Annotated in this window: 15 protein-coding genes; 11 read left to right on the top strand and 4 right to left on the bottom strand. The window is 47.0% G+C overall.

The window, feature by feature from the left end:
- Nucleotides 1-149 precede the first annotated feature (149 nt).
- Complete coding sequence (locus tag ACUHGC_RS06310; RefSeq protein WP_446834765.1) at nt 150-1,778, bottom strand: YdgA family protein; 1,629 nt, start codon at nt 1,776-1,778, stop codon at nt 150-152.
- Nucleotides 1,779-1,947: 169 nt separating this feature from the next.
- On the opposite strand from ACUHGC_RS06310, the gene cmoA reads away from it, so the two are divergent.
- The 11 genes from cmoA (at nt 1,948) to ACUHGC_RS06255 (ending at nt 9,892) form a co-directional block, all read left to right on the top strand.
- Nucleotides 1,948-2,676, top strand: a complete 729-nt coding sequence (cmoA, locus tag ACUHGC_RS06305) for a carboxy-S-adenosyl-L-methionine synthase CmoA (RefSeq protein ID WP_446834764.1) — start codon at nt 1,948-1,950, stop codon at nt 2,674-2,676.
- Between the two features lie 9 nt (nt 2,677-2,685).
- Entirely contained in the window at nt 2,686-3,651 is a 966-nt protein-coding gene (cmoB, locus tag ACUHGC_RS06300; RefSeq protein WP_446834763.1) for a tRNA 5-methoxyuridine(34)/uridine 5-oxyacetic acid(34) synthase CmoB, read from the top strand.
- A gap of 91 nt (nt 3,652-3,742) precedes the next feature.
- The gene (locus ACUHGC_RS06295; RefSeq protein WP_446834762.1) at nt 3,743-4,078 is read left to right on the top strand and encodes a hypothetical protein; all 336 of its coding nucleotides are present in this window, start codon (nt 3,743-3,745) and stop codon (nt 4,076-4,078) included.
- Nucleotides 4,079-4,103: 25 nt separating this feature from the next.
- Nucleotides 4,104-4,541, top strand: coding sequence for a group III truncated hemoglobin (locus ACUHGC_RS06290; RefSeq protein ID WP_446834761.1), 438 nt, complete (start codon nt 4,104-4,106; stop codon nt 4,539-4,541).
- 9 nt (nt 4,542-4,550) lie between these two features.
- Nucleotides 4,551-5,108 (top strand): DNA-3-methyladenine glycosylase I, encoded by a 558-nt coding sequence (locus ACUHGC_RS06285; RefSeq protein WP_446834760.1) that lies wholly within the window; start codon nt 4,551-4,553, stop codon nt 5,106-5,108.
- 57 nt (nt 5,109-5,165) lie between these two features.
- Complete coding sequence (locus tag ACUHGC_RS06280; protein ID WP_446834759.1) at nt 5,166-5,408, top strand: type II toxin-antitoxin system ParD family antitoxin; 243 nt, start codon at nt 5,166-5,168, stop codon at nt 5,406-5,408.
- Nucleotides 5,401-5,691 carry a type II toxin-antitoxin system RelE/ParE family toxin gene (locus ACUHGC_RS06275; protein WP_446834758.1) on the top strand — a complete coding sequence of 97 codons (291 nt, stop codon included), beginning with the start codon at nt 5,401-5,403 and terminating at the stop codon, nt 5,689-5,691. The genes ACUHGC_RS06280 and ACUHGC_RS06275 overlap by 8 nt, the downstream gene beginning before the upstream one ends.
- A 65-nt stretch (nt 5,692-5,756) precedes the next feature.
- Nucleotides 5,757-6,578, top strand: a complete 822-nt coding sequence (locus ACUHGC_RS06270; RefSeq protein WP_446834757.1) for a D-hexose-6-phosphate mutarotase — start codon at nt 5,757-5,759, stop codon at nt 6,576-6,578.
- Nucleotides 6,579-6,778: 200 nt separating this feature from the next.
- On the top strand, nt 6,779-8,173 hold the full coding sequence (fumC, locus tag ACUHGC_RS06265) for a class II fumarate hydratase (RefSeq protein ID WP_446834756.1): 1,395 nt from the start codon (nt 6,779-6,781) through the stop codon (nt 8,171-8,173).
- A 142-nt stretch (nt 8,174-8,315) separates the two neighbouring features.
- Nucleotides 8,316-8,954 (top strand): chalcone isomerase family protein, encoded by a 639-nt coding sequence (locus ACUHGC_RS06260; protein WP_446834755.1) that lies wholly within the window; start codon nt 8,316-8,318, stop codon nt 8,952-8,954.
- A 44-nt stretch (nt 8,955-8,998) separates the two neighbouring features.
- The gene (locus ACUHGC_RS06255; protein WP_446834754.1) at nt 8,999-9,892 is read left to right on the top strand and encodes a CsiV family protein; all 894 of its coding nucleotides are present in this window, start codon (nt 8,999-9,001) and stop codon (nt 9,890-9,892) included.
- A 52-nt stretch (nt 9,893-9,944) separates the two neighbouring features.
- Here the strand turns inward: ACUHGC_RS06255 and secF are convergent, their stop codons facing one another.
- The 3 genes from secF to yajC all read right to left on the bottom strand — a co-directional run bounded on the left by secF (nt 9,945) and on the right by yajC (nt 13,140).
- Complete coding sequence (gene secF / locus ACUHGC_RS06250) at nt 9,945-10,847, bottom strand: protein translocase subunit SecF (RefSeq protein ID WP_446834856.1); 903 nt, start codon at nt 10,845-10,847, stop codon at nt 9,945-9,947.
- An 86-nt stretch (nt 10,848-10,933) separates the two neighbouring features.
- Nucleotides 10,934-12,781, bottom strand: coding sequence for a protein translocase subunit SecD (secD, locus tag ACUHGC_RS06245; RefSeq protein ID WP_446834753.1), 1,848 nt, complete (start codon nt 12,779-12,781; stop codon nt 10,934-10,936).
- Nucleotides 12,782-12,840: 59 nt separating this feature from the next.
- Nucleotides 12,841-13,140, bottom strand: coding sequence for a preprotein translocase subunit YajC (yajC, locus tag ACUHGC_RS06240; protein WP_446834752.1), 300 nt, complete (start codon nt 13,138-13,140; stop codon nt 12,841-12,843).
- Between the last annotated feature and the right edge of the window lie 127 nt (nt 13,141-13,267).

Raw genomic sequence — 13,267 nt, 5'->3', positions numbered from 1 at the left:
TGTTGATATTTAGGTTGAATTTGGCTAGCGAGTATAATCATTTGATAATTTATTTCAAAATAACATTAAATTATGAATTATGCTTTTTATGAATGGAATAACGCAAAAATGCGGGCAAAAGACCGCACTTGAGTGGCATTTTACAAAGACTATTGCTGCGGCGCTTGCGGCGATGGCAAGCCTTGCAAATCGGATGGTGAGAGATCCGGAATGCTTAAGTCAAACGATTCGTCCGGTGAAAATAAGCCTTCTTCTTCATCGTCAAACTCCGCTGCTTCGCCGTCGGTTTCGTCGTAACTGAAATCATCACGATAATCGGCATCATGATCGTTATTCATTTGAAAAACAACGCCAGCCATAATCATGCTGAAAAGAAACTCTTCCACTTTCTCTTGCGGTACCACTTCGCCGTTATGTTTAAATTGCCCGTTTTCCAGAATCAGTTTTGCGGTGAAGGCTTCCGGCGTTTCGATAAACGAGCCACTTAGCATAACTTGCTCCACCATTTGCTGGTAAACCTCTTGCGGATCTTTAGGTTCATCAACAACAGTATTTATCTGATCGATCAGCTGCTGCAGCATTTTTTTATTGATTTCACTGCTGAATTCCAATTTCGACAGATAATCCACCGGATTTTCGCTATTTTCTGACTCAGGATAAGCCAGCCCCAAATCTAAATTCAGCTGACTGGTGCCGCCGCTGTTAGTCAGTGCCAATGGTAAAAATTGCACTTCCGGCTGTTTTTTGAGTAGCGTTAATGCGGCTTCCATCGCTTGTTCTTCCTGTTCCGGCGTAAACTCGCCGTCAGCCGGCATGGCTCTAAACAGGGTGATCAGCTTGTTCAGGGATTCTCCGTCCAGTTTGTTAACATTTAAATTAAACTGAAACTTGCCGAAATCCGACTCGCCGACGCGCAGCGCTTGCCACTGGACTTTGGACAAAAGATCAAAAAAACCGCCGTTTTGTTTGGCATCGCTGGCAACTTCAATCTCGTTGAGGTTCAGCTTAAGCGGTTTGTCCGCACTAGCTTCACTCGGCTGCAGGTCAAAACTGATATTTTTTACCGTCCAAGCTTGCGTGCCGGTGCTTAAATCCTGCCATTGGCTAGTCTGTTGCGAACTGTTCATCGCAATGTCGTCAAACTGAATTTTGGCGGTATTCAGCACATTTTCGCCGTCCGCTTTTTCATGGAATAAGATTTGATCCAATTTCAGTGTCAAATCACCAATGCCACGTAGATTTGTATCGGAATCGATCACCACTTCACTGCTGCGAAATTCAACATTATCTTCACTATACTCCGTCGCGGCAATTCGGGTTTTCGCCACGACGTTATCGCTGTAGCTGACGCTGAAATCGGAAACAAACGGATTCTGCCCTTTGCTGACCGCAAACCATTTTTCAACCAGCTCGTTTTTAGCCAGTTGAGTCTGCCCCGCGACCAACACCGGTTTCAAATTCAGTTTGGCTAAGTTACTTAACGGCAACGGACCGTGTTGAATATGGCTGTCAAACCGCACTTCGTATTCGCTGTCTTTATTGCGCAGCACCACTTTATCTTGAATCTCAGCGCTGAAAAAATTGCGTTGATAGCTGACATTTTCAACTTTCAATGTCACCTCGCCTGTCGGTGGTAAATATAGCGCGATTTCTTTATTCAGCATTTCAATTTGCGCGGCATATTTGGCTTCGAATTGCTTGCCGGTGTACCAAGTTCCCGCGCCCCAAGCCACCGCCAAAGCGCCGATAATACTGACTGCCAAGACTGATTTTTTCATTGTATTTTCCTTCAAATAAACAGATAGAGATAATGTTATAAAATAATTGCACAATACCATAGTTTTTTACTCAGATATACTGAAATTGCTTAGCCGATAAAACAAATCATTTGTCGCCTTGGCGGCTTTTCACTACAATAACCGCACTTTCACTTTTGTTAAAAACAGCATGAATAAAGATACGCTTTTTTCTGCGCCGATTGAAAAAATTGGCGATTTCACCTTTGACGAATCGGTCGCCGAAGTGTTCCCCGACATGATCCAGCGCTCGGTGCCGGGCTATTCGAATATCATCACCGCTATCGGTATGTTGGCGCAGCGTTTTGTGCAAGCCGATAGTCGGGTGTACGATCTCGGTTGCTCGCGCGGCGCGGCGACACTGTCGGTGCGGCGCAATATTCACGCCGCCAATGTGAACATTATTGCGGTGGATAACTCACCGGCGATGGTCGAACGTTGTCGCCGCCATATTGAAGCCTATCACGGTGAAAGTGCGGTTGAGATTGTGTGTGCCGATATTCGTGATATTCAAATTGAAAACGCCTCAATGGTGATTTTGAATTTCACCTTGCAATTTCTGCCGCCGGAAGACCGCACTTTGCTGCTGCAAAAGATTTATCACGGCTTAAAACCGAACGGTGTGTTGGTGTTGTCGGAAAAATTCCGTTTTGATGATTCGGTGATCAACGAGCTGCAAATTGATCTGCACCACGAATTTAAACGTGCCAACGGCTACAGTGAACTGGAAGTCAGCCAAAAGCGTACTGCGTTGGAAAATGTAATGCGCACCGACTCAATCGAACAACACAAAGTGCGGTTGGCGCAAGTGGGATTTGCCCACGTTGAACTTTGGTTTCAGTGTTTTAATTTCGGCTCTATGCTTGCCATTAAAAAATAAAGGTTTTAAATGATTGATTTTCGCCCGTTTTACCAACAAATCGCCACTTCGCCACTCTCCACATGGCTAGAAACCCTGCCGCTGCAATTGCGCCACTGGCAGAAAAATGCCCACGGTGACTATGCCAAATGGACAAAAATTGTCGATTTTCTGCCTGAACTGCAAGCGGCTGAAATCAACCTGCAAACGGCGGTGGAAGCTGTGCCGAGCGAGCCGCTGTCTGACGGCGAACAACAGCGGATTATCTATCATTTAAAGCAGTTGATGCCGTGGCGCAAAGGTCCGTATCACTTGCATGGCATTCATGTCGATTGCGAATGGCGTTCCGATTTCAAATGGGATCGGGTGCTACCGCACTTAGCTCCGTTGCAGGATCGCACGATTTTAGATGTCGGCTGCGGCAGTGGCTACCACATGTGGCGCATGGTGGGCGAAGGCGCAAAATTGGTGGTGGGCATTGATCCGACCGAACTGTTTTTATGCCAATTCGAAGCGGTGCGCAAACTGCTCAATTCTGATAATCGGGCACATTTAATCCCGCTGGGGATTCAGCAAATGCAACCGTTGGCGGCGTTTGACACCGTATTTTCGATGGGAGTGTTATATCACCGCAAATCACCGCTCGATCACTTAACCCAATTAAAAGATCAGCTGGTTAAAGGCGGCGAGCTGGTATTGGAAACCTTAGTGGTGGACGGCGATATTAACACGGTTTTAGTACCGCAAGAACGCTACGCTAAAATGAAAAACGTCTATTTTATTCCGTCGGTTGATGCGTTGGTGCATTGGCTGCAAAAGTGCGGTTTTCAAAATGTGCGTTGTGTTGATGTTGAAACCACCTCGTTGGAAGAACAGCGCAAAACCGAGTGGTTAGATAATGAATCGCTGATCGATTTCCTCGATCCGCACGATCACAGCAAAACCATTGAAGGCTACCCTGCGCCGAAAAGAGCGGTATTTATCGCCAATAAATAAGCGTGCTGTAAAATACCGCTTATTGGGCATTAACATTTGATCACCTAAGCGTAAGATATTGATTAAATTTTTGTCAGAGACTACATCAATCATGTCGAATCCATTTAGCGCACGCTGGACTGCGGTGGGCAATACGTTATGTTTAGGGCACTGGGAAATCAGTTACCAAGGCTTACCTTTGGTGTTGCCCGAACAGAAACGCGAACATGATATGGGCACCAACGGCATCTACAGTTTTATGGATCCGGAAGAAGAGCTGTTTCGCGAAGGGCTGTATGAAGATGATTGGATCATTGAAAATGCCGATTGGCTTGCCGATGTGTTTATCGCCTCAAACGTACCGCTTGATGAAGCGCATTTTCACTATTTTTATCAAGCCGTGAATCAAGAAGATTGGCGCTGTGGCAGCTGCGGCGGCTGTATGTAATCACAACCCGACAACAGGATAAACTATGCAACCGTCCTCCCTTTTCCCTAAAGCGCTCGAAAATCGGCAAGATATTGAATTATTGGTGAATTGTTTCTACGACAAAATCCTCGCCGACGAGCGGATCGGCTATATGTTCAATCATATCCACGGCAGCCATTGGCAAAAGCATTTAGAAAAAATGTACCGTTTTTGGGAAAGTAATATCTTTGATCTGGAAAGCTATCAGGGCAATCCGATGTTGCAGCACATTAAACTGCATAAACGCCAGCCGATGAATTATGATATGTTTGAGGTCTGGCTGAGCCACTGGAAACAGACCGTGGATGAGCTGTTCGTCGGCGAAAAAGCAGAAAAAGCGCTGCAACGTGCGGAAAGTATCAAGGATCTCATGGAACAACGGGTGCTGACCGACGATCTGCCGATGTTTATGCAACGTATCCGCAGTAATATTAGCCAATAGGATTTTATGATGAGTTATTGTGATTACGTCAACAAATTAGCGTCGCAACAAGATGAGCTGAATAAAATCTATCATGATCACCATTACGGCTATCCTATCACGGACGATAATCAACTGTTTGAACGCTTGGTGTTGGAAATTAATCAAGCGGGATTAAGCTGGACGCTGATGCTGAAAAAACAGCAAAATTTCCGTGATGCCTATTCCCAATTTGAGATTGCTGAAGTTGCCGCCTACGGCGATGCCGATCGCGAGCGGCTACTAAATGACGCAGGAATCGTGCGCAATAAACTGAAAGTGAATGCCGCTATCTACAACGCCAATCAAATCCTATTGTTGCAACAGCAATTCGGTTCATTCAAGAACTGGCTCGATCAGCACCACCCTCGCCCGCTTGCCGACTGGGTCAAACTATTCAAAAAACAGTTCAAATTTGTCGGCGGCGAAATCGTAAATGAATTTTTAATGAGCTGCGGCTACCTACAAGGCGCACACCAACCCGACTGCCCGATTTATGCTGAGATTTTGAAACACAACCCGGCTTGGGCGCAAGAAAATAACGCTTGATCATTTTTGCCGTTCTGCTATCTTTTGTGTGAATAATTCACACAAAGGAGCTTTATTATGGCACGCACAACCAGCGTTACACTTGGGGAACCATTAAACGAGTTTGTCGCTAAAATGATTGAATCCGGTCGTTACGGTTCAAGCAGTGAAGTCATGCGTTCAGCACTTCGTTTATTAGAAGAGCAAGAAGCACAAATGGAAGCATTGCGGTTAGCGATCAAGGCCGGTGATGAAAGCGGTGAAAGTGATTTAACCATTTCTGAATTTTTAGCTATCAAACGAGCAAGTCACAATGTATAAATTTTCAGCCCTCTCATTTAAAGACCTTGATAAAATTTATGACTATACATACGAAAACTTTGGTATCGTTCAAGCAGAGTCTTATGTCACTGAATTAGAAAGCACAGTCAAAATGTTGTCTGAAGCACCTCTGATTGGGAAACGGTGTTCTATTGGCTCCAAGCTGATGCGCTTCCCCCATTCGCAGCACACCATTTTCTACCGTATCCGAAAAAACGGGATTTTTGTCGTTAGAATCTTACATCAGCAAATGGAAGCGAAATTACATCTCAGCTATAACTAAGATTGGGTTGTCATGCGCATGAATCGGCGTATCATATTCGTTATTATTCAGCTAAGGACTCGGTTATGTCATCGCAAAATCTCCAATTCATTAAACAGATTCACCCGCACCTCTCTTTGCAACAAATCAACGAAATTCCGGTTATCGTGTTAGATCACCCGATCGGCAAAGCAATGATCGCCTTGCAGGGCGCGCATTTACTCGGCTGGCAACCGCACTTTGCGGCACAAGACGTGTTTTGGTTAAGTGAAATCGAGCCGTTTAAACTCGGCAGTGCGATTCGTGGCGGTGTGCCGGTTTGCTATCCTTGGTTTAAAGACAATGGCAGCCCGGCGCACGGCTATGCTCGTATCAGCCTGTGGCAGTTAAGCGATTGGCAGGTTGAAGCTGACAGCGTTTCATTAACCTTTAATCTGTATGATAACAACCAGTTAATCGAAGCCAGTCTGAAAATGGAATTTAGCGACCAATGCCGCCTGACCTTCCGCCATTATGCCGCCCAACCGGCACAACTGGCGCTGCACAGCTATTTCAAGGTCGGTGATATTGCGCAGACCGTGTTACACGGCTTGCCGCAAACCGCACTTAACACCTTGAACAATCAACAGCAAACCGTGCCGTCGCCACGTCTTTTCGATCAAGAAGTTGACGCACTGTATCGCGTAGAAAACCCGATTAGCCGGATTGAAGATCGCGCACAACAGCGCAGCATTGAAATTGAACACCAAAATGCCTCCGATATTGTGGTGTGGAATCCGTGGCAGAAGAAAACCGGCAGTATGTCAGCGAATGGCTATCAAACCATGCTGTGCGTGGAAACCGCGCGCATTCGCCAGCCGTTGCAGCAGGGAGAACAGGTTCAAGCGGTGATTCGTTTGGTGCATTAAGTCATTTGATCTAGGGCGATTCATCGCCCTTTTTTCTGTTTTCTTACCGTTTAACCGCACTTTGCATCCTATCAAACTTCGTGATTTCACTCACAAAACTTCAGTTACAATGATTTAGATCATGCCTTCAGCATTCCACTTAAGGGGTAGTAATGTTAGAATTTTTTTGTTACCAATTCTATTAACTGAGGAAATTAACTATGACATTTCGTATCGAAAAAGACACTATGGGTGAGGTTCAAGTTCCGGCGGATAAATACTGGGCGGCTCAAACCGAGCGTTCACGCAATAATTTTAAAATCGGCCCTGCCGCTTCAATGCCGCATGAAATCATCGAAGCCTTTGGTTATCTGAAAAAAGCCGCAGCGTTTGCAAACACCGATTTGGGCGTGCTACCGGCGGAAAAACGTGATCTGATCGGGCAAGCCTGCGATGAGATTTTGGCAGGGAAATTAGACAAACAGTTCCCGTTGGTTATTTGGCAAACCGGCTCCGGCACGCAGTCAAATATGAACGTCAATGAAGTGGTGTCTAACCGTGCTCATGTGCTGAACGGCGGTACATTGGGTGAAAAAAGCGTGATTCACCCGAACGACGATGTGAACAAATCGCAGTCCTCAAATGACACCTACCCGACAGCAATGCACATTGCGGCATACAAAAAAGTGGTGGAAACCACCATTCCTTGCGTGGAACGCTTACAAAAAACCTTTGCGGAAAAAGCAGCAGCATTTAACGATGTGGTGAAAATCGGACGTACTCATTTAATGGACGCAACTCCGTTGACATTGGGACAAGAATTTTCCGCTTATGCGGCACAATTGAGCTTCGGCTTAAAAGCGTTGAAAAACACACTACCGCACTTGGCGGAACTCGCGCTGGGCGGCACAGCGGTCGGCACCGGCTTGAACACGCCACAAGGCTACGATGTGAAAGTGGCGGAATATATCGCTAAATTCACCGGTTTGCCGTTTGTGACTGCGCAAAATAAATTTGAAGCGCTGGCAACCCACGATGCGATTGTTGAAACTCACGGCGCATTAAAACAACTGGCCGTATCGCTGTTCAAAATCGCGAACGATATCCGCTTATTAGCCTCCGGCCCTCGTTCTGGTATCGGTGAAATTCTGATTCCTGAAAATGAGCCGGGTTCTTCTATCATGCCGGGTAAAGTCAACCCAACTCAATGTGAAGCCTTAACTATGGTGTGCGCACAAGTGCTGGGCAACGACACCACTATCTCTTTCGCCGGCAGCCAAGGGCACTTCCAGTTAAACGTGTTCAAACCGGTGATGGCAGCGAATTTCCTGCAATCCGCCCAATTGTTAGCAGAGGCTTGCGTGTCATTTGACGAGCATTGCGCAGTCGGTATCGAACCGAACCACCCGCGCATTCAAATGCAGCTGGAAAATTCACTGATGTTGGTTACCGCATTAAATACCCACATCGGCTATGAAAATGCGGCGAAAATCGCCAAAACTGCGCACAAAAACGGCACAACCTTGAAAGAAGAAGCGATTAATCTGGGTTTGGTGACCGCCGAGCAGTTTGACCAATGGGTACGCCCTGAAGACATGGTCGGCAGCCTGAAATAACCGCCGTCAAGACAGCAACACGGGATCTTCGGATCCCGTTTTTGTTCAAGGCACAAGCCGGTTTGAGCGTTGCTCGATCTTGCTAGCATTTATGTTATAATCTCATCAATTTGTGCTGTCCGAGCGAGTTATCGGTTATCTTATGAAATTATTAAAAATTGCCACCTCCCTATTTTTGCTGTTCTGCTGCAAATTGGCATCCGCAACCTGGCTGCCGGTCGGAACCGTCGATTATACTTGGGGGCCATTCCATATTTACACCATCACCTTATATAGCGAAACCGGAGAATATCAACCCGATCAGCGCCCGGTGATGTTGACCCTAAATTACGCCAAACCGGTCGAAGGCAAAAATTTTGCGATCACCATCAAAAAAGAGCTGAACGGGATAGCTCCTCAAGTCCCGGCAGAATTGCAAAATCAATGGGCAACCAAGTTAGAACAAACACTACCGGATTTTCAACCACAAGATTTATTGAACTACATCGCCTTGGAAGACACCGGCTATTTCGTGTTAAACGACACCGTGCTGGAACCAGAATTCGGCAAAGAGTTTAATCAAGCATTTTTAGATATTTGGTTGTCACCGCAAAGCAGCTTTAAACGGTTACAAAGCCAGCTATTAGGCGAAGGAAAACACCAACCAAGCGAATATCAATCGCCGCAACGCCAATTAGAAAGCGTGCCGGTTGAGGACGAAAGCCGCGATCCGTTGCCAACACCAACGCCAGCGGCGCCTGAAATGACGCCGACAACGCCGGAAAGCGTGGAAGCAAGCTGAATGCACTCGTTGTCTATGGACTTTTTATCATGGGAGTATCCGTCATGAAGTTATCCAAAATCTTTTTTACACTTGCCGCTCGCACTGTTGTGCTAGCGCTAATCGGCGGGCAGGCTTATGCCAATCAGCCCGCCGCAGTTGAAACGGAAAGTGCGGTTGAAACCAACCTGTCGGCAGAATATCTATCAAGCACAGCCGCAGCGATAGCGTCTGCCGTAACGGAAAGTGACAACGCCTCAGCCTCAGCCTCAGCCTCAGCCTCAGCCTCAGCCTCAGCCTATGCCACACAAATCAATGTGGAAATTATCGCGTTTCAACGGTTATTTGACAGCGACAGTCTGAATCAAAAATTCCCTGAATTGACCAGCGTGATCTCGACTGCTGACACACTGTTGCCGTCTGCAAGCCAGATCAACGCGCGTTCGCTAGCCGACAATGAGATGCAGCTCAATGATATTTTTACTAAATTTGAACAGCACGACGCTTATGTGCCATTTTATCATCAAGCTTGGACGCAACCATTAAATCAACAAATTCAAGCACCGCCGATTCGCATTCAATCCGATCCGGCAAACGTGCCGGCGCTGGACGGGCGTTTTATGGTGTGGCAAGACGATAAAATCGAACTCAACTTCAATCTGGCTTTCAGCTATCACAACAACCAAAGTACCACGCCTTCACAACAGGCGTTCGGCAGTGTTGAACCGTCGGTAGTCGACGGCGTGCCGGATATTGACGCGGTAAATCCGGAAGATCAAGTCGCAGCAAATAATAACTCCGCCGCCACACGCCACACCATTCAATATCAAAGCCAAAGCAGCTATATTGATAATCAAATGATGTATTTCGATCATCCGTTGTTTGGCATTTTGGTGTTAATCAACAGCGCAGACGGCAAACCGCTGAAAGGGGTGAACAGCAACAATATGGCACAATAAGCCACAAAAAAAGCCATGCTAACTTGCATGGCTTTTTCACAACTCCGCCGTTTTACGGCATAATCGCATCTTGATCTTCGCCTTCTTTTTCCACTTTCGGCGGTAGCATATGTTCCCGCTCCAAACCTAAATCCAATGCAAGTGCGGTCGCAATATAAATCGAGGAATACGTACCGAAGCCAATTCCGATCAGCAATGCCAATGAGAAATTATGAATGCTCGGACCGCCCCAGATAAACAGTGCCAGCACAACCACTAAGGTTGTCGCGGAGGTCATTAAGGTTCTGGCTAATGTTTGCGTCAGGGAAATATCCATAATCTCTTGTGCCGCGGTACGGCGGATTTTGCGGAAATTTTCCCGAATTCGGTCAAATACCACGATACTGTCGTTCAAGGAATAACCAATCACCGACAAAATCGCCGCCACAAAGGTCAGATCAATCTCAATTTGCAAGGCGGCAAATACGCCAAGGGTTACGATTACGTCATGCGCCAGTGCTAAAATACCACCTGCTCCCAATCGCCATTCAAAACGCATGCCAACATACAATAACAGCATGATCAAAGTTGCTAAAGTGGCATAAATTGCTGCTTCGGTCAGCTCTTTACCCACATTCGGTCCGACAAATTCAATGCTGCGCACGGTCGATTGTGCATCAATGCCTTGTAAAATATTAATGATTTGTGGACCGATTTTGGTATCACCGTCCTCAGACGCTAAACGGATCATCACATCACGCGTCCCACCTGAAGCTTGCACCACCGCGCTGCCAAATTGATTTTCCGCCAGTGCAGACCGCACTTGCGGCAAATCCGCAGGCTGTGAGAAAGTGGCTTCAATCACGGTTCCACCGGTAAAATCCAATCCCCAGTTAAACCCTTTGGTGATCACAAAAAACAGACTGACGGCAATCACTGCCAGCGAAAAAAAGTAGCCTGGAATCCGGTATTTCATAAACGGCACGACTTTACGCGCCAGTTTGATACCGCTTTCGGTTTCGATAGTTTGTTTTGCTCTTGTATTCACAATTAAATCCTCAGCTAAATCGACAGCTTATTAATGCGTTTGCCGCCATACAGGAAATTCACGATAGCACGCGTTCCTGTGATCGCTGTAAACATCGAAATTGCGACCCCTAATGACAAGGTGATCGCGAAGCCTTTCACCGGCCCGGTTCCCACCGCGTATAGAATAATCGCAACCAAAATCGTGGTTAAGTTGGCATCGAAAATACTGGAAAACGCGCCATTGTAGCCTTCATGAATCGCCTGTTGCACAGAACGTCCATTGCGCAGCTCTTCTTTTATCCGCTCAAAGATCAACACGTTGGCATCCACCGACATCCCGACCGCCAATACAATCCCGGCGATGCCCGGCATGGTCAGCGTCGCCCCCGGCAACAATGACAATACACCGATCAGTAACACGATATTCAGCACTAACGCAATATTGGCAATGATTCCGAATTTACGGTACACCACAATCATAAACAGAATGGTGAATGCCAAGCCGTACAGACTGGCTTCCATACCCTGTTCAATATTTTGCGCCCCTAAAGACGGGCCGATGGTGCGCTCTTCCACAATTTGAATCGGTGCAATCAACGCCCCGGCACGCAACAGTACCGACAAGTTCAGCGCTTCCGCCGGGCTGTCGATGCCGCTGATACGGAAACGGCTGCCTAGGCGGTCGTTAATTGTGGCAACGTTGATCACCTCTTCATGTTTTTCCAGAATTGGCATGCCTTTTTCGTCAACCTGACCGCTCTCTTTATACTCGCTGAACAGCGTTGCCATCGGTTTGCCGATCGCATCACGAGTTGCCGCCGCCATCAGGTTGCCGCCTTCACTGTCAAGGGTGATATTCACTTCAGGACGGCCGGTGTTGGCATCCACGCCGGAACTTGCGCCGGTGATATGCTCACCGCCTAAAATTACGCGGCGATACAACACCACAGGGTTGCCCTCACGATCGTATTTAATTTCAGAATCCGACGGCACTAAGCCACGCGCCGCAGCATCGGTGCTGGCATTGGTATTGACTAAACGGAATTCCAGCGTCGCGGTTGCGCCCAAAATCTCTTTCGCGCGTGCGGTGTCTTGCACCCCCGGCAATTCGATCACAATCCGCTCGGCTCCTTGGCGCTGCACTACCGGCTCCGCCACGCCCAGCTCTTCCACCCGTTTACGCAAAATTGTCAGGTTTTGCTCAATCGCGTGTTCGCGCACTTGCGCCAATTCTGTTTCCGACATCGCCACGGTAATCACGTTGTTATTGGCGGTTTGCTGCAAATTCGGATCGATACGGCGAATCAAACTTTGCGCTTCAGATTCGGACGCCTGTTCACCCAGGGTAATCACCGTCGCATAATTTTCGCCCTGGCGGATGTTGGTATAAGGAATTCTGGCTTTGCGCAGTTCGGTGCGCAAATTATCTTGGCGCTGCGTTTCCAGCTTCTCAAGTGCGGTATTCATATCGACTTGCATTAAAAAACGCACGCCGCCGCGCAGATCCAGCCCCAGTTTCATCGGACTGCCGCCGATCGCTTCCAGCCACGCCGGCGTTGCCGGTGCTAAGTTGAGTGCAACCGAATAGCTGTTGCCTAAACTTTCCGCCAATTTATCTTTGGCAAGCAGTTGATCGTCGGTGTTATTGAATTTTGCCAAAACTGAGCCGTTTTCCAGTTGTAACGATTTCACCGGCAGCTGGTTTTGTTGTAGAACTTGTTCAATGCGTTGGTAAGTGGTGGTGTCCGCCGGTTGTCCGCGCGTGCCTGAAACCTGCACCGCAGGATCTTCACCATAAAGATTTGGAAGAGCATATAAAATGCCGATGGCGACCAAAATGATCACCATCAGGTTCTTCCATAAAGGGAAACGGTTTAACACAATAATGCCCCTTGTTCTTATTCGCTCATCGGCGAATGGAAGTCAATTGGAAGAAAAAATTACAGGGATTTTAATGATCCTTTCGGTAATACCGCAACAACGAAATCACGTTTAATGGTCACTTCCGTGTTGTCGTTTAACGCGATCACGATGTAGTCACTTTCTGTGGAAACTTTGGTGATTTTGCCGATTAAACCGCCGCTGGTGAGCACTTCTTCGCCTTTCGCCAGTGATGCCATTAAATTACGGTGGTCTTTATTGCGTTTTGCTTGTGGGCGATAAATCATAAAATAGAAAATTAAAGCAAAGATCACTAAAATAAAGATCATTTGCATTCCGCCGCCTTGTTGTGCATCCATGTTTTTATCCTTTTAAATCAGTTAGTCAAAATTGATGAATTAAGCGACACGACCGAGATCGCACCGCTCAAGAAAGAGATTAAAAATAGCATAAAATGCGCTTAAAGTGAAAAGCTTCTTTTGTGCG

Source organism: Testudinibacter sp. P27/CKL/0425, assembly GCF_052931395.1.
The sequence above is the reverse complement of the archived record's forward strand: the minus strand, read 5'-3'. Positions and strand labels throughout refer to the sequence as shown.

What these genes read in the sequence shown, in the direction of transcription:
- ACUHGC_RS06310 (WP_446834765.1), bottom strand. Translation starts at nt 1,778, where the DNA reads ATGAAAAAATCAGTCTTGGCAGTCAGTATTATCGGCGCTTTGGCGGTG.
- cmoA (WP_446834764.1), top strand. Translation starts at nt 1,948, where the DNA reads ATGAATAAAGATACGCTTTTTTCTGCGCCGATTGAAAAAATTGGCGAT.
- cmoB (WP_446834763.1), top strand. Translation starts at nt 2,686, where the DNA reads ATGATTGATTTTCGCCCGTTTTACCAACAAATCGCCACTTCGCCACTC.
- ACUHGC_RS06295 (WP_446834762.1), top strand. Translation starts at nt 3,743, where the DNA reads ATGTCGAATCCATTTAGCGCACGCTGGACTGCGGTGGGCAATACGTTA.
- ACUHGC_RS06290 (WP_446834761.1), top strand. Translation starts at nt 4,104, where the DNA reads ATGCAACCGTCCTCCCTTTTCCCTAAAGCGCTCGAAAATCGGCAAGAT.
- ACUHGC_RS06285 (WP_446834760.1), top strand. Translation starts at nt 4,551, where the DNA reads ATGAGTTATTGTGATTACGTCAACAAATTAGCGTCGCAACAAGATGAG.
- ACUHGC_RS06280 (WP_446834759.1), top strand. Translation starts at nt 5,166, where the DNA reads ATGGCACGCACAACCAGCGTTACACTTGGGGAACCATTAAACGAGTTT.
- ACUHGC_RS06275 (WP_446834758.1), top strand. Translation starts at nt 5,401, where the DNA reads ATGTATAAATTTTCAGCCCTCTCATTTAAAGACCTTGATAAAATTTAT.
- ACUHGC_RS06270 (WP_446834757.1), top strand. Translation starts at nt 5,757, where the DNA reads ATGTCATCGCAAAATCTCCAATTCATTAAACAGATTCACCCGCACCTC.
- fumC (WP_446834756.1), top strand. Translation starts at nt 6,779, where the DNA reads ATGACATTTCGTATCGAAAAAGACACTATGGGTGAGGTTCAAGTTCCG.
- ACUHGC_RS06260 (WP_446834755.1), top strand. Translation starts at nt 8,316, where the DNA reads ATGAAATTATTAAAAATTGCCACCTCCCTATTTTTGCTGTTCTGCTGC.
- ACUHGC_RS06255 (WP_446834754.1), top strand. Translation starts at nt 8,999, where the DNA reads ATGAAGTTATCCAAAATCTTTTTTACACTTGCCGCTCGCACTGTTGTG.
- secF (WP_446834856.1), bottom strand. Translation starts at nt 10,847, where the DNA reads ATGAAATACCGGATTCCAGGCTACTTTTTTTCGCTGGCAGTGATTGCC.
- yajC (WP_446834752.1), bottom strand. Translation starts at nt 13,140, where the DNA reads ATGGATGCACAACAAGGCGGCGGAATGCAAATGATCTTTATTTTAGTG.